This window comes from Actinokineospora baliensis (assembly GCF_016907695.1).
In the GTDB taxonomy this organism is placed as follows: Bacteria; Actinomycetota; Actinomycetes; order Mycobacteriales; family Pseudonocardiaceae; genus Actinokineospora; species Actinokineospora baliensis.
In genome coordinates, this window is record NZ_JAFBCK010000001.1 from 3170820 (window position 1) to 3191746 (window position 20927).

Annotated in this window: 17 protein-coding genes; 9 read left to right on the top strand and 8 right to left on the bottom strand. The window is 72.6% G+C overall.

Going from position 1 to position 20927, the window contains the following annotated elements:
* Positions 1-76 precede the first annotated feature (76 nt).
* Positions 77-1696 (bottom strand): DAK2 domain-containing protein, encoded by a 1620-nt coding sequence (locus JOD54_RS15190; RefSeq protein WP_204457031.1) that lies wholly within the window; start codon positions 1694-1696, stop codon positions 77-79.
* A 190-nt stretch (positions 1697-1886) separates the two neighbouring features.
* Here JOD54_RS15190 and rpmB point away from each other — a divergent pair, with 190 nt between their 5' ends.
* Positions 1887-2078 (top strand): 50S ribosomal protein L28, encoded by a 192-nt coding sequence (gene rpmB, locus JOD54_RS15195; RefSeq protein WP_018682090.1) that lies wholly within the window; start codon positions 1887-1889, stop codon positions 2076-2078.
* 761 nt (positions 2079-2839) lie between these two features.
* Here the strand turns inward: rpmB and JOD54_RS15200 are convergent.
* The 5 genes from JOD54_RS15200 to JOD54_RS15220 all read right to left on the bottom strand — a co-directional run bounded on the left by JOD54_RS15200 (position 2840) and on the right by JOD54_RS15220 (position 6927).
* On the bottom strand, positions 2840-4387 hold the full coding sequence (locus JOD54_RS15200) for a coiled-coil domain-containing protein (protein WP_204451154.1): 1548 nt from the start codon (positions 4385-4387) through the stop codon (positions 2840-2842).
* Between the two features lie 102 nt (positions 4388-4489).
* Entirely contained in the window at positions 4490-5167 is a 678-nt protein-coding gene (locus tag JOD54_RS15205; RefSeq protein WP_204451155.1) for a DUF6230 family protein, read from the bottom strand.
* Positions 5164-5778 carry a hypothetical protein gene (locus JOD54_RS15210; RefSeq protein WP_204451156.1) on the bottom strand — a complete coding sequence of 205 codons (615 nt, stop codon included), beginning with the start codon at positions 5776-5778 and terminating at the stop codon, positions 5164-5166. The genes JOD54_RS15205 and JOD54_RS15210 overlap by 4 nt, the downstream gene beginning before the upstream one ends.
* Positions 5775-6209 carry a DUF6114 domain-containing protein gene (locus tag JOD54_RS15215; RefSeq protein ID WP_204451157.1) on the bottom strand — a complete coding sequence of 145 codons (435 nt, stop codon included), beginning with the start codon at positions 6207-6209 and terminating at the stop codon, positions 5775-5777. Before JOD54_RS15215 ends, JOD54_RS15210 begins: the two co-directional genes overlap by 4 nt.
* Before the next feature lie 10 nt (positions 6210-6219).
* Entirely contained in the window at positions 6220-6927 is a 708-nt protein-coding gene (locus JOD54_RS15220; protein ID WP_204451158.1) for a DUF6230 family protein, read from the bottom strand.
* A gap of 326 nt (positions 6928-7253) precedes the next feature.
* Here JOD54_RS15220 and lepB point away from each other — a divergent pair, with 326 nt between their 5' ends.
* The 5 genes from lepB to JOD54_RS15245 all read left to right on the top strand — a co-directional run bounded on the left by lepB (position 7254) and on the right by JOD54_RS15245 (position 16548).
* Positions 7254-7796: a signal peptidase I gene (lepB, locus tag JOD54_RS15225; protein WP_204451159.1), complete on the top strand. Its 543-nt coding sequence runs from the start codon at positions 7254-7256 to the stop codon at positions 7794-7796.
* Between the two features lie 67 nt (positions 7797-7863).
* Positions 7864-9051 carry a S8 family peptidase gene (locus JOD54_RS15230; protein WP_204451160.1) on the top strand — a complete coding sequence of 396 codons (1188 nt, stop codon included), beginning with the start codon at positions 7864-7866 and terminating at the stop codon, positions 9049-9051.
* 174 nt (positions 9052-9225) lie between these two features.
* Complete coding sequence (locus JOD54_RS35045) at positions 9226-10362, top strand: discoidin domain-containing protein (RefSeq protein WP_204451161.1); 1137 nt, start codon at positions 9226-9228, stop codon at positions 10360-10362.
* A 209-nt stretch (positions 10363-10571) separates the two neighbouring features.
* On the top strand, positions 10572-13946 hold the full coding sequence (locus tag JOD54_RS15240) for a pyruvate carboxylase (RefSeq protein WP_204451162.1): 3375 nt from the start codon (positions 10572-10574) through the stop codon (positions 13944-13946).
* Positions 13947-14250: 304 nt separating this feature from the next.
* Positions 14251-16548, top strand: coding sequence for an ATP-binding protein (locus tag JOD54_RS15245; protein ID WP_204451163.1), 2298 nt, complete (start codon positions 14251-14253; stop codon positions 16546-16548).
* Positions 16549-16558: 10 nt separating this feature from the next.
* Here the strand turns inward: JOD54_RS15245 and JOD54_RS15250 are convergent, their stop codons facing one another.
* The gene (locus JOD54_RS15250; RefSeq protein ID WP_204451164.1) at positions 16559-18649 is read right to left on the bottom strand and encodes a HelD family protein; all 2091 of its coding nucleotides are present in this window, start codon (positions 18647-18649) and stop codon (positions 16559-16561) included.
* 153 nt (positions 18650-18802) lie between these two features.
* Here JOD54_RS15250 and rsmD point away from each other — a divergent pair, with 153 nt between their 5' ends.
* Together rsmD and coaD are read left to right on the top strand one after the other, a co-directional pair.
* Positions 18803-19369: a 16S rRNA (guanine(966)-N(2))-methyltransferase RsmD gene (gene rsmD / locus JOD54_RS15255; protein ID WP_204451165.1), complete on the top strand. Its 567-nt coding sequence runs from the start codon at positions 18803-18805 to the stop codon at positions 19367-19369.
* A 52-nt stretch (positions 19370-19421) separates the two neighbouring features.
* Positions 19422-19910, top strand: coding sequence for a pantetheine-phosphate adenylyltransferase (gene coaD / locus JOD54_RS15260; protein ID WP_204451166.1), 489 nt, complete (start codon positions 19422-19424; stop codon positions 19908-19910).
* Here coaD and JOD54_RS15265 read toward each other — a convergent pair whose 3' ends face one another.
* Positions 19911-20351, bottom strand: a complete 441-nt coding sequence (locus JOD54_RS15265; RefSeq protein WP_204456297.1) for a GNAT family N-acetyltransferase — start codon at positions 20349-20351, stop codon at positions 19911-19913.
* 72 nt (positions 20352-20423) lie between these two features.
* On the opposite strand from JOD54_RS15265, the gene JOD54_RS15270 reads away from it, so the two are divergent.
* Positions 20424-20837, top strand: a complete 414-nt coding sequence (locus JOD54_RS15270; RefSeq protein WP_204451167.1) for a guanyl-specific ribonuclease — start codon at positions 20424-20426, stop codon at positions 20835-20837.
* Positions 20838-20927 lie beyond the last annotated feature (90 nt).

Consider the following 20927-nt stretch of genomic DNA (forward strand, 5'->3'; position numbering starts at 1 on the left):
CCGCCTCGTCCGCCGCGTGTCCGCCCGCCACTTCCACCGGGCCGAGTGCATTCTGTCGTCACCCACCGACAGCCCGTCACTCCACTCCGAAGATCACGACCGCCTCGCGCTGGCCGCCCCGGTGCACCGCGAGGTCGGCGTCCGGGCGGTGCAGGCGCAGGTGCTCGGCCACCGCGTCGGCCACCCCGTCCGGGGCGTCCCGGCCGACCAGCGCGGTCACCAGCTCACCACCGGCGGCCAGCATCCGCTCGACGACCCCGACCGCGGCCCCGGCCAGCGCGGCCGGGTCGGCCGGGCCCGCCTCGATGAGCACGACCTCCCCGTCGGCGAACCCGAGCACGTCGCCAGCCCGGCACGGCCCGACCCAGGTGATGCCGTCCTCCTCGGCGACCACCACCTCACCGCGCCTGGTCGCCGCCGCGGCCTCGGCCATCGCCACCACGTCGTCACCGGCGCGCCTGCGCGGGTCGTGCACCGCGATCGCGGCCAGCACCTGCACCGGCGACGCGCACGGCACCACCACCACGTCCTGCCCCGCCGCGACCGCCCGGATCGCGGCCTCGTCGGCCACCGCCATCAGCCGCGCGTCGCCGGGCAGCACCGTCACGTGCGCCGCTGTGGTCCCGGTGATCACCTCGAGCAGTTCGTACGGGTCCGGGTCCCGCGACCGCAGCACCGCGACCCCCTCGGCCAGCAGCAGCTCCGCCAACTCCGCGTCGCGCACCGCGGCGACCACGGCGCGGTCCCTGGCGAAGCGCTCCGGCGCGCTGGCCGGGGCGTCGGCGAAGCGGGCCACCCGGATCCGCGTCGGTCGACCAGCCTCGATCCCCGCCTCGATGGCGCCGCCGATGTCGTTGCAGTGCACGTGCACGGTCCACAGCCCGGCGCCGTCGCCGACCACCGACACGCAGTCGCCGAGGTCGTCCAGCTCGTCGCGCAACCGGTCGGCCGCCGCGTCGTCGGTGTCGCGCAGCAGGTACATGACCTCGTAGGCGTACAGCTCCGAGCCGCCCTCCCTGGCCGTGACCAGCGAGGTCCCGATCGGCTCGGTGGCCCTCGCGCGCACCGCGGCCACCAGCGCAGCGGGCTGCTCGGCGATCACGGCCACCAGGGCGTCCAACAGAACAACGACCCCGCGCCCACCCGCATCGACCACCCCCGCCTCGGCCAACGCGGGCAACTGGTCGGGCGTCCGCTCCAGCGCCGCGGCCGCCGCCTTGGCCGCCGCCGACGCCACTGAGTGGAGATCGGGGCCACCCTTCGCCGCCGCCGCCGCGTCCAGAACGGTCAACATGGTCCCCGCGACCGGCTCGGACACCGCGGCCGACGCCTTCTTCGCGCCCGCGCGCAGCGCCGCCACCAGGTCGGGCCCGGTGATCACGGCCCGCCCGCGCAGCGCCTCGGCCATCCCGCGCAGCAGCTGCGACGCGATCACCCCCGAATTGCCCCGCGCCCCGGCCAACGCCCCCCGCGCTGCCACCCCCACCGCCGCCCCGGCGTCGGCGCGCTCCTCGGCGGGGGCCCGCAACAGCGCCTCCAGCGCCGCCCGCAGCGTGTCCAGCAGGTTCGACCCGGTGTCGCCGTCGGCCACCGGGTAGACGTTGATCCGGTCGATGCCCGCCCGGTGCGCGTCCAGCGACTGCGCGCACGCCGCCACCCACCGGCGCACCTCCGCCGCGTCCAACGCCTCGAGCACGTCCACCTCCAACCGGTTCCCGCGAGGGTAGCCCGCCTGCCCGCCCCGGTTTGGAGCCGCTTGGGCGCACCGGTTACCCTGTTCCGAGCGCCTGGGCACGCCCGGGCTCTCGTACGTGCGTCCGCGGTCGGTTGTTCGCTCGGCGAACGGAACCGGCGCGGGTGATACCCAACGTGAAGGAGTGTCTGACGTGGCTGCCGTGTGCGACGTCTGTGGCAAGGGGCCAGGCTTCGGCAAGTCGGTCTCGCACTCGAACCGGCGGACCAACCGCCGTTGGAACCCGAACATCCAGACCGTGCACGCTCGCCTGGGCATCTCCCAGCGCAAGCGCCTCAACGTGTGCACCTCCTGCCTCAAGGCGGGCAAGGTCGTCCGCGGCTGACGTTCGGCGAGTCACCACAGCAGTGCGGTGAGGCCGGTCCCCTCGGGGACCGGCCTCACTGGCGTTTCCGGCGCGTTCGGTGCACTGCGGCACCCGGACACAGGACAGTGGGGCAGCGAGACGGCTAGCGGGGGCGGCACCGGGTTGGTGTCGCCCCACTGGTGTGATGCGGCTCTAGCGGGGGCGCGGCTTTGGCAGGAGCCACCGTCGGCGGCTGGTCTACGGCGGTGCCGGGCTGCTGGTCGCCGAGGGACGGTGGCCGAGGCTGCTGTCGGCGGCTGGTCTCGCTGGTGGTGCCGGGCGGTGGCGGCAGGCGAGCCTGTGCGGGTGTCGGCTTCCGCACCGTGCTCCACGTGGCCGGCCTGTACCCGGCCGCCACCCCGGCGCTCGCCGAGGGACGGTGGCCGAGGCTGCCGTCGACGGCTGGCTTGATGGCGGTGCTAGTCCGTTCTGTGTGGCGGTGGCAGGGGCTGCCGTCGGCTGCTGGTGCCGGGCGGTGGCGGCAGGCGAGCCTGTGCGGGTGCCGGCCTCCGCACCGTGCTCCACGTGGCCGGGCGGTACCCGGCCGCCACCCCCGGCGCTCGCCGAGGTCGTGCGGCCGTTGCGCCCTCATCGGCGGCCGGCTCGGCAAGATCGGCGCCCGCACCCACCTCGGCACCGCTGCCGCTGGTCCTTCGGGTGTCCGGCCTCCAGCGTGTAGACCTCCCACACGCCAGTGGGCGGGCACCGAATCGGTGCCCGCCCACTGCAGCGACGGGGTTCTAGCGGGCGCCCGCCTTGGCGGGGGTGCCGTTCTTGGAGGCCGCCTTGGCGCCGAGGCTTTCGGCGAAGTGCTGCTTGGCCTCCTCCAGCACGGCGAAGGTGCTGGCGACCTGTTCGGACACCCGGCGCTCGAAGGCGTCGGCCTGCTCGTGGCGGGTGGTGGCGTCGGCGAGTTTGGCTTCGGCGTTGGCGACGAGGTCGCCCGCGTGCTTCTCCGCGCTCTCCCGCTTGGTCTTGATCTCCGCGTCGGCCTTGGTGCGGGCCTCGGTGAGCGACCGCTCGGTGTCGGCCTTCTGCTTCTCGGCGTCGGCGACCAGCTTGGCCGCTGCCTTCTCCGCGGCCTCGCGCTGGGCCTTGATGTCGGCGTCGGCCTTGGTGCGGGCTTCGGTGAGGGCGCGCTCGGTGTCGGCCTTCTGCTTCTCCGTGTCGGCGACCAGGCGGGCCGCGGCCTTCTCGGCGGCGTCGCGCTGGGTCTTGATGTCGGCTTCGGCGCTGGCGCGCTGGTCGGCGAGGGCCTGTTCGGTCTCCTCGGTCTGCGCCAGCAGCGCGGCCTCGATCGCGGCGGTCTGCTCGGCCAGGTTGGTCTCGACCTCGGTGGTGCGGGCGGACAGCGCCTGCTCCACCTCCTCGGTGCGCTTGGCGATCGCGGCCTCGGCGGCGCCGCGGCTGGCGGTGAGCTCGCGCTCGGCCTGCTCCTCGGCGGCGGTGCGGCGACCGGCGGACTCGGTGTCGAGCGCCTCGCGGGCGGCCAGCGCCTCGGTGTCGAGCTTGTCGCGGTGCGCGGCGGCCTCGTCGTAGAGCTGCGCGATGCGCGCCTCGTTCGCCTTGGCCTGCTGCTCGATCTCGGCGCGGGCGTCGGCCATCAGCTTCTTGTGCTCGGCGGCCAGCGCGGCCCGCATCGACTCGTACTCGGCGTCGAGCTCGGCGTGGTTGCGGGTGTAGTCGGCCTCGAGCTGCTTGCGCCGCTCCTCGAGGTCGGCGATCAGCTTGTCGTGCTTGGCCCGCAGGTCCTTGGCGTAGGCGTCGGCCTCGCCGCGGGTCTTGGCCGCCGCGTCGTCGGCCTGCTTGGCGGTCTTGCCCGCGTACGCCTCGGCGTTGAGCCGGGTCTGGGCGGCGTAGTCGTCGGCGGCGGTGCGCGTGGCCGCCGAGTACCCGTCCGCTTCCTTGCGGGTGTTGGCGCCGTAGCCCTCGGCCTCCGCCCGGGTCGCCGCGCCGTAGTCGTCGGCCTGCCGCTTGAACTCGGCGATCTCCTCCTCGGCCAGCTGCATCATCAACCGCACCCGCTCGGTCATGCCCTCGGTGCTGTTGGGGTTGGCGCTGATCCGGTTGAGCCGGGTCGTGGTCTCCAGCAGTTGCTGCTGCAGCGAGCCGAGCGACTTGGTCAGCTCGGCGACCTTCGACGCTGCGTCGTCGCGGCCCTTGGTCGCGTGGCGCAGGTCGTAGGTGAGGCGGGTGACCCGTTCGTTGACCTGCCGTGGGTTGTACCCGCGCAGAACGGTGTCGAAGTGCGGAAGTCGGTCGGTGGACTCGGCGTCACCAGAGGGCATTGCCCCACTTTAGTATGACCGCCTCGGGGGTGAACCCGCCGGAGTAGTTAATTCTCAGGGTAAGAGATGCCGCGTGCCCGCCGCCACGGCCGTGGCGTCCGGTTACGGATTGCCCTGGGGTGCCGCCGGAGCGCCACATTGCGCCCTGCCGCGCTCCATCCGCAACGCCAGGTTGGGGATGCGCAACGGCCGCGGGATCGACATCACCGAGATCTGTCCTTGCACCTGGCGGAATTCCGCGAATGTCGCATCGATCCCGATCCGGTGTTCGGTGGCCGGAACGCGAAGCGGATTCGGTACGGAATTCCCCGCCGCGTCCTTGATCGTTGTGACGTCTTCGCCGGGGACGCCGATTTTCACGACGCCGTCCATGTCCAGCGCGCCGGTCGCCGAGACCACGTCCAGTTCGACGTTGCCGGTCTGGATCTCCCAAGTGGACCGGTTCCCGTCGCCGCCGGTGAGGTAGACGGTGAACCAGGTGCCGAGGACCTGTTGCTGGAAGGACAGGCACAGCTCGTTGAGCCTGCCCTCGGCGAACCCGAGGCGCCCCACCCGGACCTGGGTGGTGCTGCCGTCGGCGTTCTGCCGCGTGACGTCGCCGACCGAGAGCCCGAAGTCAGTCCCATACAAGCCACTGGTGGACAGGGACAACGTGCCGCCTTGGACAACCACCTCCGAGGCGAGCGCACCTTCGGCCACACGTACCCCGAGCACGCCCGCGACCACCAACGCCGGGAGCGCCAGCAGCGCGGCCTTGCGCCAGTGGGTGCGGCCCCTCACGAGGTGCCCTTGCTCGTGACGGTCAACGACGCACCGGGCAGTCGAACCGGGTTGTCCCTGCCCGAGGTGGGGGAGGGGTTGAACGCCTTCAGCGCGTAGAGGTCCATCCGGACGTCGCACAGGTGGACGCTCAGCGAGATGCCGAGGCTCAGCAGCCACGCGGCGGGCAGCGCGCACAGCAGCAGCGGGCTCGACGCGTAGAGGTTGTTCGCCCACAGGTCGGTCTGCATCTGCTGCCCGGCCGAGTTGGTGCCGCCGAGTTGGGTGGTGCCGCTGGAACCGAGGGTGAGCGCGTAGTTGGTGCGGCTACCGTCGGAGATCGTCAGGTTGTCGAGGGTCAGCGCGCGGAAGGTGTAGTGCGCGGCCTGGAACGACACCCCGTTGGCGTCGACGACGGTCTCGGTGCCCTTGTACTGGATCGATGCGGCGTACCCGGCGCTCGCGGTGACCTTGAGCGGTTTGTCCTTGGGCGTGGTCAGGAACCCGATCTGCGGCGCGGGTGTCGGCGCGGGCGCGAGGGCGGCCTGGGCGCTCAGGTACGGCAGGTCGGGCAGCACGGCGCTGGCGACGACCACCGCCAGCGCCGTGCCGAACGCCAGCGCCCGCTTCACGCGGCCGCCTCGACTTCCTCGGTGTCCGCGGTGTCCTTTTCGGACTCCCTGACCCGCTTGGGCCCCCACCCGAAGGTCATCGACCCGCCCAGGACGCCCAGCAGCATGCCGATCAAGAACCCGCCCAGGTTCGAGGCCACCAGCGAGGCCAGCGCGAACAGCACCCCGAGGAAGCCCGCCAGGTGCCGGGACCGGGGGGCGAACCACGCGCACAGTCCGAACAGGACCAGGCCGCCGCCGAGCAGGTACCCGGCGATGCCGCCGAACCCGGCCCCCAGCACCACCGAGATCGGCGCGAAGGTCAGCGACATGATCGCCCACCCGCCCAGCACCAGCCACAGCCCGCCCCAGAACGGGCGGGTGCGCCGGAAGTCGGTGAACCAGCGCCACCCGGTTGCGAGCGCGGGCCAGACCGCTTTCAGAGTCGTCATGGAAGTTCCCTCAGCAGTTGACCGTGCCGGGCACGATGGCCAGGTTCAGCTTCGGCAGCGTGATGTTCCCGCTGATCTCCGCGGTGTAGGCGTCGGCGGTGAGTCCGGTTACCTGGACGACGCCCGCTTCGAGCCCGAATGCGCCGACCGTGCCGCCCTCGAGCGGTTGGCCGCCCATCTGCACCTGGTGCGCTGTCTTGCCGAGCACCATCTCCGAGAATTGGCTCTGCGCGCCCTGCACGGCTTTCGCCTCGAGGATCAGGTTGTAGGCGTCGATGACGTCCGGGCCGCCGTTGGGGGTGCCGTCGACGGGGGAGCCCGCGTTGAGCTTGAGCGTGTACGGCAGCCCGAGGATCGTTTGGTGGATCACCGCGCAGAGGCCGTCGAGCTTGGCCGACTGGAACCCGGCGCGGGCCATCGCCTCGCCCTTGCCAGCCTGGCTGCCGTCGGCGAGTTGCCTGCTGTGCAGGAAAGCGGCGAAACCGCTGCCGTTGACCTGGTCGGAACGCAGCGTGAACGGCTGGCCGGAGACGAAGAAGTTCGCCGCGAGCGCGCCCTGGGCCATCGCGACCCCCAGCGCCGCCGCGACCGCCGCCGCGGGCAGCGCCACCGCCGCGCTGCGGCCCCACCGCGTGCCCGTGCGGGGTCCGGCGGCCGCCGCGCGCATCCGGTCGTTCCAGGCGCGCACGGCGGACAGGCGGTGCTTGGCATGGCGCATCGGCGCTCCCGGCTGTGGTGGCTGCCCGTGGACCAGCACCCGCGCTGACCTGCGCGGGAACGCGTCGGCCCCCGGTGGTCGGGACACCATGGCAAACCGCGCGGGGCAGCGACAAGGGGCCGTTCGCAGTAGGACGTGACCTCAGGTCACAGTTACTTCGACGTAACAGCTACACATCGTGAGGTTGGCCAACAAAGATTGCGAGCGATCTCAATGGTCAGCGCTGTGCAGGCTGGTCGCGCCAAGGTTGGCGATCATCGGCGTGGTGACTGTCCGTACCTCTGTAACGTTTTGATAAGCACTACCGTCAGGTAACGTCTCCGGCTGTGCGGGTCCGGGGTTGGCGGGTGGTCGGTGCGGTCGCGGGGGTGCTCACCGCGCTCGTCGTGGTCGCGGTCGTCGCCGTCGCGGTGCTCGCCGTGCCGGTCTCCGGCGGCAGCATGAGCCCGACCTACCTCGACGGCGACCGCGTCCTGCCCCACCCGTTCCTCGACCAGGACGACGTCGAGCGCGGGGACGTGGTCGAGACCCGGTTCGCCGAGGGCGGCCCGCTGGTGATCAAGCGCGTGATCGCCACGGCGGGCGACCGGGTGCGGATCGATCCAGGCCCGGTCGTGCGTGTACTGCCCGCGGGGGAAACCGAGTGGCACGTCGTCGCGACCGCCACCGACTGGGGTACCAAGCCGGTCGCCTGCTGCGATCGGGACGGCTGTGCGACCGTGGCCGCGGATGCCCTGGTGCCGAACGGGAAAATGTTCTTGCTCGGCGACAACCCCGGCGGGTCCGACGATTCCCGAACCCTCGGTTGGGCCGACCGCGACCTGGTCCGCGCGATTGTCTGGACCAGGGTCTGGCCGCTGGCGCGGTGAACCGGCAACGGTCGTGGCAACTGGTGAACCTTGCCGCCCGACCGCCACCCCCAGTACCGAATTCGAAATGGACATCTCCCCGCGAGAACGGTTCCACCGCGCTTACGGACGGGTCGCCAAGGCCGGTTTAGCCGCCACCTGCCTCGTCGCCGTCATCACCACCCCAGCCACCGCCACCGATAGCGCCGCCCCTACCGGTGGCTACGTGGTCGTCCTGCGCCCCACCGCGACCGCCGACTACGGCACCAGGGTCACCGCGCTGGCCACCCGCTTCGGCGCCGAGGTCGGACACCACTACACCAGCGCCCTGTCCGGATTCTCCGCCCGCCTCACCGCGACCGGCGCCAAGGCGCTCGCCGCCGACCCGTCGGTCGCCTACGTCGTGCCGGACAGCCCGGTCCAGGCCTACGGCGACCAACCCAACCCGCCGTCCTGGGGCCTGGACCGGGTCGACCAGCGCAAGCTCCCGCTCGACAAGCGCTACCGCTACGCGACCACCGCCTCGAACGTCACGGCCTTCGTCCTCGACACCGGTGTCCGCGCCACCCACGGCGACTTCGGCGGCCGGGTCCGCGGCGGCCGCGACTTCGTCGACAACGACGACAACCCCGACGACCTGCACGGCCACGGCACCTTCCTGGCCGGGGTCATCGGCGGCAAGGAGTACGGCCTGGCCAAGGCCGTCACGATCGTCCCGGTCCGGGTGCTCGACAAGAACGGCTCGGGCAGCGTTTCCGGTGTCATCGCGGGCATCGACTGGATCACCGCCAACGCGCACGGCCCGTCCGTGGTGAACATGAGCCTCGGCGGCCCGGCGAACCAGGCCCTCGACGACGCCGTGCGCGGCTCCATCGCCGCGGGCACGACCTACTCCGTCCCGGCCGGGTCCTCCGGTGGTCAAGCGGGCAACATCTCGCCCGCGCGGGTCACCGAGGCCATCACCTCGGCGAGCATCGATCAGTCCGACTGCGCCTACCGCAGTTCCAACTCCGGCCCCGCGGTCGACATCTACGCCCCCGGCGTCGGCATCGTCGGGCCGTGGAACACCGCCGACGACGCCAAGGCCACCTTGAGCGGCACGTCGTTGGCCGCCGCGCACACCAGCGGTGCCGCGGTGCTGCGGTTGGGGCAGCAGCCGACGCTCACGCCCGCGCAGGTGCAGGCGGCGCTCGTGCGGTCCGCGAGCACGGGTGTCTGCAAACTCCCCGCGAACACAGCGGATCGGATCCTCTACACCGGACCGTTCCGGCTTTGAGCCACCTGTCGGCACCGACGCCGCCGTCCGGGTGAGGGCCCTGGCGTGGCGGCGTCGGTGCCGGCACCATCCCCGCGGGCGGGTCCGGCCTGGGGGTCGTGTCGCGGGCGCGCCCACCGCGTTCACCCTGCTGCGTTCTACGGGACGAGTTCGTCCTGACCGAGAGGACCCACCGTGCCCCCAGGTGGCGGACGGCCCCGTGCCGCCGTTCCCCTCGCCATCGCCGCGTTGACCACCGTGGTCGGCGCCGCGCTCGGCACCACCCCGGCCGCCGCGGCCGCCGACCCCGAGCCGGACCGCCTGGCCCCGCGTCGGTCCACTCAGGAGGCTCCGGTGGAGCTGCCCGGCGCGGTGGCCCGCTTCTGGGCCGCCTACGCCGGACGCGGTGACGTCCGCAAGAGCGCCGCGATCGTCGACGCCCTGCTGCGCTCCGAAGGTTCCTCGGCCGACCCGGTCCGCCGCGCGGTGCGGGTGCTGGTCGCGCACGCCACCGGCGACCAGCGGCGCGCTTGGTGTGAGCGGCTGCTGCTGCTCGGCGCGCAGGTCCCGCCCCGGCACGCCGTGTTCGTCGCCGCCGCGCTCACCGCCTCCGACCGGGCGTTCGGCCTGGTCAAGCCCGCACCGGTGTCGACGGCACCCGCCGCCTACGCCGACAACGTGCCCGCCAGGATGGCCGACGGCGACACCGCCACCTTCTACTGGTCCGACGGCGCGCCCCGGCCGGGTGCCCAGTTCGTCCTCGACCTCGGCCGGGTCCGCCCGGTCGAGGAGGTCGCGGTCGCCATGGGCACCTCGGCGCGGCCGAAGGACTTCCTGCGCTCCGGGGTGCTGGAGGGCTCGGTCGACGGCGTCGACTGGGTCACCGTCCGGCAGTTGCCCGGTCGGGCCACCGTGACCGCCACCCTCGGGCCGGACCCGCGTGATGTTCGTTACCTGCGGCTGCGCGCGACGGCGGGTCAGCGGCACTGGCTGGCGGTGCGCGAGGTGTCGGTGCTGCCCGGCCCCACCGACGTCACCACCGACGGCGACCCCGGCACCGGCTACCGGGTCACCGGCGAGCCGCTGGTGGTCAACCTGGGCACCGCCCAGGCCGTCGACCGGGTCGTCGTGCTCGCCGACACCGGCACCCGGCCGGGCGCCCCGATCCAGGTCCGCGACCCCAGCGGCACCTGGCGCACCGTCGGCCGGATCGCGGGCCAGTACACCGACGTGGCCGCGCACGGGCTGGTCGGCGAGCAGGTGCGCGTGCGGTTCGGCCCCGACTCGACGGGGACCTCGGTTCGTGAGATCGTGGTCCGACCCGCGAGGTGAACGCTCGTTAATCGGCGCCGTCGAGCTTTCCCCGCCGCGGTGTCCGCGCGAACCGGAAATCTTCGCAAGACCGGCACCGGACGGCGCAAAACCTAGAATGCTGATCGATCAGGATGGCGCCCGTCACGTGGGACAACGCTCCCGACGCGTGGGACATCCACGATATTCTCCGGCGACCGACTTCTCCAGGTAGCAGGAGGTAACCGGGCATGTTCCGCAAGGTGCTCGTCGCCAACCGAGGCGAGATCGCCATCCGGGCGTTCCGAGCCGGGTATGAACTCGGCGCTGGGACTGTCGCGGTCTTCCCCTACGAGGACCGCAATTCCCCGCACCGGATGAAAGCCGATGAGGCCTACGAGATCGGCGAGCCCGGTCACCCCGTGCGCGCCTACTTGTCGGTCGAGGAGATCATCAAGGCCGCCAAGAAGGCCGGGGCCGACGCGATCTACCCCGGGTACGGCTTCCTGTCGGAGAACCCGGAGCTGGCCGGGGCGTGCGCGGAGGCGGGCATCACCTTCGTCGGCCCCAACGCCGACATCCTCGAGCTGACCGGCAACAAGGCCCGGGCCATCGCGGCGGCCAGGGAGGCAGGCCTGCCGGTGCTGCGCTCCACGGCGCCCTCCACCGACGTCGAGGCGCTGCTGGCCGCGGCGGAGGAGATCGGCTTCCCGATCTTCGTCAAGGCCGTCGCGGGCGGCGGCGGCCGCGGCATGCGCCGGGTCGAGGAGGCCAAGGCGCTGCGCGAGTCGCTGGAGGCGGCGATGCGCGAGGCCGAGTCCGCTTTCGGCGACGCCACGGTGTTCCTCGAGCAGGCCGTGCTCGACCCGCGCCACATCGAGGTGCAGATCCTCGCCGACGGCGCGGGCAACGTGATCCACCTCTACGAGCGCGACTGCTCGCTGCAGCGCCGCCACCAGAAGGTGATCGAGATCGCGCCCGCGCCCAACCTCGACCCCGAGCTGCGCGACCGGATCTGCGCCGACGCCGTGGCCTTCGCCAGGCACATCGGCTACCAGAACGCGGGCACCGTCGAGTTCCTGCTCGACACCCGCGGCAACCACGTCTTCATCGAGATGAACCCGCGCATCCAGGTCGAGCACACGGTCACCGAGGAGGTCACCGACGTCGACCTGGTGCAGTCGCAGCTGCGCATCGCCTCCGGCGAGACCCTGGCCGACCTCGGCCTCGGCCAGGACGACATCTACCTGCGCGGCGCCGCGCTGCAGTGCCGGATCACCACCGAGGACCCGGCCAAGGGGTTCCGCCCGGACACCGGCATGATCAGCGCCTACCGCTCCCCGGGCGGCAGCGGCATCCGCCTCGACGGCGGCACCGCGGCGGGCGCCGAGGTCAGCGCGCACTTCGACTCGATGCTGGTCAAGCTCACCTGCCGCGGCCGCGACTTCGCCGCCGCGGTGCGCAGGGCCAAGCGCGCGGTCGCCGAGTTCCGCATCCGCGGCGTGGCCTCCAACATCCCGTTCCTGCAGGCCGTGCTCGACGACCCGGACTTCGTCGCCGGGCGCGCCACCACCGCCTTCATCGAGCAGCGCCCGCACCTGCTCACCGCCCGCAGCTCCGCCGACCGCGGCACCCGGCTGCTGACCTACCTCGCCGACGTCACGGTCAACAAGCCGCACGGGCCCCGCCCCAAGGTGATCGATCCGCGGGAGAAGCTGCCCGAGGTCGACCTCGCCGCCGAGCCTGCCGCGGGCACCAAGCAGAAGCTGGTCGAGCTCGGCCCGGAGGGCTTCGCCCGCTGGATGCGCGAGAACAAGCGGGTCGGGGTCACCGACACCACCTTCCGCGACGCGCACCAGTCGCTGCTGGCCACCCGGGTCCGCACCAAGGACCTGCTGGCGGTCGCCCCGCACGTGGCGCGCAGCACCCCGGAGCTGTTCTCGGTGGAGTGCTGGGGCGGCGCGACCTACGACGTGGCGCTGCGCTTCCTCGCCGAGGACCCGTGGGAGCGGCTGGCCGCCCTGCGCGAGGCGGTACCCAACATCTGCCTGCAGATGCTGCTGCGCGGGCGCAACACCGTGGGCTACACCCCGTACCCCACCGAGGTGACCGACGCGTTCGTCCGCGAGGCCACCGACACCGGCATCGACATCTTCCGCATCTTCGACGCCCTCAACGACGTCGAGCAGATGCGCCCGGCCATCGAGGCGGTCCGGGAGACCGGGACCGCGATCGCCGAGGTCGCCCTCTGCTACACCGCCGACCTGTCGAACCCGGCCGAGCAGCTCTACACCCTGGACTACTACCTCAAGCTGGCCGAGCAGATCGTCGGCGCGGGCGCGCACGTGCTGGCCGTCAAGGACATGGCGGGCCTGCTGCGCCCGCCTGCCGCGGCCAGGCTGATCACCGCGCTGCGCAAGGAGTTCGACCTCCCGGTGCACCTGCACACCCACGACACCGCTGGCGGGCAGCTGGCGACCTACCTGGCCGCCATCCAGTCCGGTGTGGACGCCGTGGACGGTGCCGTCGCGTCCATGTCGGGCACCACCTCGCAGCCCTCGCTCTCGGCGATCGTGGCCGCCACCGACCACAGCGACCGGGAGACCGGGCTGTCGCTGCAGGCGGTGTCGGACCTGGAGCCGTACTGGGAGACCGTGCGCCGGGTGTACGCGCCGTTCGAGGCGGGCCTGCCCGCGCCGACCGGCCGCGTCTACCTGCACGAGATCCCCGGTGGCCAGCTGTCGAACCTGCGCACCCAGGCCGTCGCGCTGGGCCTGGGCGACCGGTTCGAGGACATCGAGACCATGTACGCCGCCGCGGACCGGATGCTGGGCCGCCTGGTGAAGGTCACCCCGTCGTCCAAGGTGGTCGGCGACCTCGCGCTGCACCTGGTCGGGGCGGGCGTCGACCCGAAGGACTTCGAGGCCGACCCCGGCCGCTTCGACATCCCCGACTCGGTCATCGGCTTCCTGCACGGCGAGCTGGGCGACCCGGCGGGCGGCTGGCCGGAACCGTTCCGCAGCAAGGCGCTCAAGGGCCGCCCGGCCCCCAAGGGCATCGCCGAGCTCACCGAGGCCGACCGCGCCGGGCTGGCCGAGGACCGCCGCGGCACCCTCAACCGGCTGCTGTTCCCCGGCCCGACCAAGGAGTTCCTGGCCCACCGCGACCAGTACGGCGACACCAGCGTGCTGGCCAGCAAGGACTTCTTCTACGGGCTGGAGCAGGGCAAGGAGTACGCGGTGCACCTCGACCGCGGCGTCACCCTGCTGCTGGAGCTCGAGGCGGTCGCCGAGGCCGACGAGCGCGGCATGCGCACCGTGCTGGCCACCCTCAACGGGCAGCTGCGGCCGATCCAGGTCCGCGACCGCTCGGTGGCCTCCGACCTGCCCGCCGCCGAGAAGGCCGACCGGTCCAACGCCAACCACGTCGCCGCCCCGTTCGCGGGCGTGGTCACCCTCGCGGTGGCCGAGGGCGACGCGGTCGAGGCGGGCGCCACCGTCGCCACCATCGAGGCGATGAAGATGGAGGCGGCGATCACCGCCCCCAAGGCGGGCACCGTCGGCCGCCTCGCGATCGGCTCGGTGCAGCAGGTCGAGGGCGGCGACCTGCTGGTCGTGCTCGCCTAGCGGGAAACTGCCGGTTCGCACCCCACCGCCCCCGCGATGACCGCGGGGGCGGTGGCGTGCGCGGTGTCCGGAAAACTACGTACACGCGGGGTGATGTACCTCCCAGTGCTCGGCGTCGCCGCAGGACAGCGCCGGTGCCAGGGGGGTCGGGCGGTCGGGGTGGTGGAGTGGATCTCGGGTGCGGAGTAGACATCCCGGTGTCGGGTGCGGTGGTGCGGGTCGCCCGCTCCCAGCCCGTTGACGGCACATGGGGGTGGGCTGCGGCGTCGGGCGGCCCGCCTGGTGATCGGCTTAGGGTGGCTTGGTGGCCACTGGGGACGAGCTGACCGCGGCGCGGCGCGTTCCGGTCTCGACATTCGTCGGCCGGGACCGCGACCTGCGCGCGCTCGCCGAGCGCGTGCGCGGCACCAGGGTGCTCACCGTGCACGGCCCGGGTGGGGTCGGCAAGACCGCGCTGGTGCAGCGGATGGTCCTCGGGTATCCGGTGCCGGTCCACTTCGCCGACCTGACCCAGGTCTCGGACCCGCGGCTGCTGGCGACCGTGCTCGCCGACTCGATCGGGGTGCGCGACCACTCGGCCCGCCCGCCGCTGACCGCGCTGCTGGAGCACTTCGGCGCGCACGCGGCCCTGCTGGTGCTGGACAACTGCGAGCACCTCGCCGCCGACGTGGCCGACCTGGCCGCGGCGCTGCTTGCCGGTGCGCCCGCGCTGCGGGTGGTGGCCACCAGCCGGATCGCACCGCTGCACGTTCCGGGGGAGCGGCTCTACCGGGTGGAACCGCTGGCCCTGCCCGCGGTCGGCGCGAGCCTGGCCGAGGTGCTGGCGACCGACTCGGTGCGGCTGCTGGTCGACCGGGCGTGCGAGGCGACCCCGGACTTCGCCGTCACCGAGTCGAACCTGGCTGACGTGGTGCACCTGGTGCGGCGGCTCGACGGACTGCCGTTGGCGATAGCGCTGGCCGCTGCCCGGCTGCGCACGTTGACGGTCACCCAGCTGACACTGCGCTTGGAGCGCGCGTTCTCGGTCCTGGCTTCCCGGCGGCGCGACCTCGCCCCGCAGCACCGCGCGCTCACCGGCGTGCTCGACTGGACCCACCAGCTCTGCGACGAGGCCGAGCGGCTCGCCTGGGACCGGCTGTCGGTGTTCGAGGCGGGCTTCGACCTCGACGCCGCCGAGGCGGTCTGCGCCGACGGCACCGCGATCACCCGGGACCGGGTGCTCGACCTGGTCGACGGCCTGATCCAGAAGTCCGTCCTCGACGTGTGCGGCGACGGCGGGGTCGCCAGGTACCGGATGCTGGAGACCACCCGCCAGTACGCCGCCGACCGCCTCGCCGAACGCGGCGAGACCGCGGCCGTGCGCGACCGCCACCTGCGGTATTACCACGACTTCGCCACCACAGCGGCCCGCGAGTGGTTCGCGCCGGGGGAGCAGGAGTTGAGCTGGGTCACCCGCGCGGTCGCCGAGTTCGCCAACCTGCGCGCCGCGATGCAGTACGCGAGCGACACCGGCGGCGAGACCGCGGTGGTCGGCCTCGGGATCGCGGCAGGACTGGCTGGCCTGCGCGTGTGGTTCTTCCGGGGCACCATCCGCGAGGGCTACCACTGGCTCAACCAACTCCTGGCCGCCCAACCACCGTCCTCACCGCTGCCGCCCCGCGTCGAAGCCGCCGTCAACGCCTGCTGGATCGCCGTCTGCATGGGGGACAAGGCCCGCGCCGACGCCGCGCTCACCCGCTGCCAAGCCCTCGCCCCACGCGACCCGGCCACCGCCTTCGCCGAAGGCACCCACCGGCTCGTGATCGCCGGGGACGCCGCGGCCATCCACCAGCTCGCCCGCGCCCGCGCCGAACTCGCCGCCGCGGGCCGCACGGGCGCCGCCCACATGGCGGGCCTGTTCTGGGGCATGGCGGCCGCTTTCCTCGGTTCCGCCGCCGAAGCCCGCGCCGCCAGCACCGAGATCCACACCGAAGCCCTCACCCACACCGCGGCCTGGGCCACCACCTGGACCCGCTGGGTGCAAGCGCTGACCGAACTCCGACACGGCTCACCCACCCGCGCGGTCACCCTGTTCCGGCAGTCCCTGGCCGAACAGCGCTCCTGGGACGAGCGCTGGGGCGCGGTGTGGAGCGTGCACGGCATCGCCTGGTCGCTGGCCGCGTCCGGTCAGCACGCACTGGCCACCCGAGTGCTCGGGGTCAGCCACACCCTCCGGGCGGCCACCGGCGTCCGGATCATCGGCATGATCCCCTTCGGCGAAGTCCACGCCGAAGTGGAACGCCTCTGCCTGCGCGCCTTGGGCTCCACCCAGTACCGAACCGCGTTCGAAGCAGGCGCCGCGATGACCCCGGCAGCGGGCCAGTCCCTCGCCCTCGGCGAATCGTCCGGTGTGGACGACCCCTGGCTGGAGGTGACCGCCCGCGAACGGGAGGTGGCCGAACTCGCGGCGCAGGGCCTGAGCAACCGAGAGGTAGCCGACCTCCTGAGCATCGGCGTCCGCACAGTGGAAACCCACGTCCGCCGCCTGCTACCCAAACTCGGCCTGCGCCGCCGCGCCCAACTCGCCAGCTGGGTAGCCGACCACCGATTACCCGGCGCCTAGGCCGGGAAGGTCAGCCTGGCCATGAGGGGTTGGAGGTCACCACGGTCAGGCGTTGGGTGGCTCGGGTCAGGGCCACGTAGAGGGTGCGGGGGCCGGTGGAGGACTCGCGGACCAGTTCGTCCGGTTCGACCAGGACCACCGCGTCGTACTCCAGGCCCTTGGACTCCAGGCCGTCGACCACCCGCAGGCGGGGTTCGCCCGCCGCCTCCGCGCTCGCGCGGAAGGACTCCACTCGGCTGGTCGCGGTGATGACGCCGACTGTTCCGTCCACTGTGGACAACAGGGTGCCCGCTTCCTCGAACGCCGCGTCCACCAGGTCCTGGGTCACCCTGATCACCGGGTCGACCCCGGTCGAGCGCACCGCGTGCGGCAGCTGGTCCGGGGTGGCCACGTCCCTGACCACCTTGCCTGCCAGGTCGAAGATCTCGGCCGAGTTCCGGTAGTTGGTGCGCAGCCCGAACCGGCGCCGCTGGGTGCGGGGGCCGCCGAACGCGGCGTCCATCGCCTGGCGGGCCTCGGCCGGGTCCGGCCACGAGCTCTGCACCGGGTCGCCGACCACGGTCCAGCTCGCATACTTGCCGCGCCGACCGACCATGCGCCACTGCATGGGGGACAGGTCCTGCGCCTCGTCGATGACGATGTGGGAGTACTCGTCGTAGTCCTGGCGGCGGCCGCTGGCGACCGAGACCGGGGCGAACGGGTCGACCTCGGCGCGGCGGCGGCGCTTGGGCGGTTTGCCGAGCATGACCCGCAGTTCGTCGAGCAGCGCGATGTCGGCGACCGACCAACCGGTGCCCGCGGCCCACGAGTCGGCGACCAGGTCGACCTCCGCGCGGGTCAGCACCCGGCCCGCCGCGCGGGCCAACTGCCTGCGGTCGGCCAGCGTGCGCAGCACGTCGGCGGGGGTGACCAACTGCCACCACACCACCACGAACCGGTGGAAGTCGATGCGCTCGCCCAGTTCGGCGATCAGGTCGGCGCGCTTGACCGGGAAGTCCTCGTAGGAGTCCGCCTTGCGCCACAGCGCTTCCAGCAACGCCTCCGCCGCGTCTACCCGCGACTGGTTGGGCAGCCGACGCCCGTTGTGCACCGCGGCGCGGACCGTGGCCAGCTCGCGCGCCTCCAGCTTCAGCACCTCGCCGCGGTAGACGATCCGCAGCTCGGTGGGGGCGTCGTGCGGCGCCTCGCGGATCGCGCGCTTGAGCACGCGGCGCATCCGCAGCGAACCCTTGACCGCCGCGACCGGCGCCGGGTCCACCTTGGTCGCGGCGGCGCCGTCGAGCAGATCCGAAAGGGACCGCAGTTCCACGTTGTCCTCGCCCATCGAGGGCAGGACCCGGGAGATGTAGGAGGTGAACGCGGGGGAGGGGCCGACGACCAGGACACCGGTGCCGCCCATGCGCCGCCGGTCGCGGTAGAGCAGGTACGCCACCCGGTGCAGCGCGACGGCCGTCTTGCCGGTGCCCGGCCCGCCGGTGATCTCGGTGACGCCGCGCCACGGCGCGCGGATCGCCTCGTCCTGCTCCTTCTGGATCGTGGCCACGATGTCGCGCATGTTCTCGCCGCGCGCCCTGGTCAGGCTCGCCATCAGCGCGCCCTCGCCGACCACCGGCATCGACTCCTGCCTGCTCTCCGGCATCAGCAGGTCGTCGTCGATGTCGACCACGGACTGTCCGGTCGAGCGGATCACCCGCCGCCGGATCACCTCCATCGGCATCTCCGCCGTCGCCTGGTAGAACGGCGCCGCCGCGGGGGCGCGCCAGTCGGTCACCAGGTTCTCGAAGTCCCCGTCGCGCACCCCGAGCCGGCCCACGTACTGGGTCTCGCCGTCGGTGCTGTCCAACCTGCCGAACACCAGGCCCTCGTGCTCGGCGTCGAGCGTGCGCAGGATCTGCGTGGCGTGGCGGACCATCACGTCCCGCTCGAACAGCATCGCGGCCTGCTCGAACACGGCCTCGTTGCGCGCACCGTGGGCGAGTTCGTCGCCCCGGACGCGCATGGCCTCCGCTTCGTCGCGCATCTCGGCGACACGGGCGTAGACGATGTCGACGTGCTTCTGCTCGACCGCGATCTCGGCCTCTCTCACAGAGGTTTCCGACACGCAGCGCTCCCGGGGTGTTCTTCGGACGGAAGAGTGAGATTACGCGTTCGCGCCTGCACGTGAATCGGTCGCCGGGTGGATGTGCTCCGCCTCACCCACCCACCGTCCCCCCTGCCCGCCTACCCCCCGCTCGCACCCGGCACCATTGGACCGGTGACCAGGATCGTGGCGGGCGCCGCGGGCGGGCGCAGGCTGGCCGTCCCGCCCAAGGGGACCCGCCCCACCGCCGACCGCGTCCGGGAGGCCCTCTTCAGCGCGCTGGAAGCCGCCGTCGACCTCGACGGGGCCCGCGTGCTCGACCTCTACGCGGGGTCCGGCGCGCTCGGCTTCGAGGCGCTCTCGCGCGGAGCCGCCCTGGTCACCCTGGTCGAGCAGGACCGCGCGGCCGTCGAGGTCCTGCGGCGCAACGCCGCCACGGTGGCCATGCCCGGGGTCGACATCCGCGCCTCGCGGGTCGACCGCGTCCTGGCCGCCGCCCCCACCGCGCCCTACGACCTCGTGTTCGCCGACCCGCCCTACGCCCTCGACGACGCCGAGTTGGCCGCCGCGCTGACAGCGCTCACCGCGGGCTGGCTCGGACCGGAGGCCACAGTGGTGGTGGAACGGTCCACCCGCTCAGGTGACCCGCACTGGCCACCGGCACTGGTCGGCACCCGCTCCCGCCGCTACGGCGAGACCACCCTGCACTGGGCGGTCCACTCGGGCCACCGCGCCGGGTGAGCGCCGCGACAGCGACCGCCGGGGGCGTTGTCCTGCTGCTACGGTCCGGATCATGACGCGCGCGGTCTGCCCGGGTTCTTACGACCCGCCAACCAACGGTCACCTGGACATCATCGAGCGGGCCGCCGCCCTGTTCGACGAGGTCGTGGTCGCCGTCATGATCAACAAGACCAAGCGCGGGCTGTTCACCGTCGACGAGCGGCTGGCCCTGCTGGCCGAGACCGCCGCGCACCTGCCCAACGTGCGGGTCGACTCTTGGCACGGGCTGCTGGTCGACTACTGCGCCCAGCACGACGTCCAGGCGATCGTCAAGGGCCTGCGCGCGGTCAGCGACTTCGACTACGAGCTGCAGATGGCCCAGATGAACCAGGGCCTCACCGGCGTCGAGACCATGTTCATGCCGACCAAGCCGCTCAACAGCTTCCTGTCCAGCTCCCTGGTCAAGGAGGTCGCCACCTACGGCGGCGACGTGGCGCACCTGCTGCCGCCCACCGTGCACAAGCGACTGCTGGCCCGCCTCGCCGAAAACCAGGGCGCCTGACTACAACGGAAGCTTCATCCCTATGTGGCTGGCGACGAAACCGAGGCGTTCGTAGAAGCGGTGCGCGTCCTTGCGGGAGACGTCGGTGGTGAGCTGCACGAGGATCGCGCCGCGCTCCTTGGCCGCGTCCACCGCCCACTCGATCAGCGCCTGTCCGAGCCCGCTGCCCCGTTGCGCTGAGTGAACGCGCACCCCCTCGATCGTGGCGCGAGTGGCCCCCACCCGGGAAAGCCCCGGGGTGAACGTCAGCTGCAGCGTGCCCACCACCTCGCCGTCGAGCTCGGCCACCACCAGCACCTGCCGCTGGTCCGCCGCGATCTCGACGAACGCCTCGTCGTAGCGGGGATCCCCGGGCTGTTCGCGCGCCGCGCCCAACGGGTCGTCGGCCAGCATGGCCACGATCGCGGGGACGTCGGCTGCGGTCGCGGGGCGGATCAGCACGTTCACAGCCTGCCACAGTCCGGTTCACGCCACCGACAGACACAGCTCACCTGATCGGGTTACGTTCGGTGAATGAGCAACTTCGCTGCGCGATCCGCAAAGGCCCTGCTCGCCCTCGTCCTCGCGACCCTCGGGGTGTTCGGCGTCGCGTCCGCCCCCGCCGCGTCCGCCGCCACAGCCGCCCAGCCCGCGTGCGGCAACACGTCCTCTTACACCCGCGTGGCCCTGTCCAGCCTGCCGTCGCAGGCCACCGACACCTACCGCCTCATCCGCTCCGGCGGCCCGTTCCCGTACCCGCAGGACGGCACCGTCTTCCAGAACCGGGAGCGGATCCTGCCCAACTGCGCGACCGGCTACTACCACGAGTACACCGTCAAGACCCCCGGCTCCTCGACCCGCGGCGCCCGGCGCATCGTCACCGGCAACGGCGGCGAGTACTTCTACACCGCCGACCACTACGCCTCCTTCCGGCTGATCACCTCCTAGGGGTGGCAGGCCGCCGGGACACGCCCGGCGGCCACGTCCCCCGAGGGTCGTCGTCGAGCGGGCAGAATCCCCGCACGGGGGCCTGTCGTG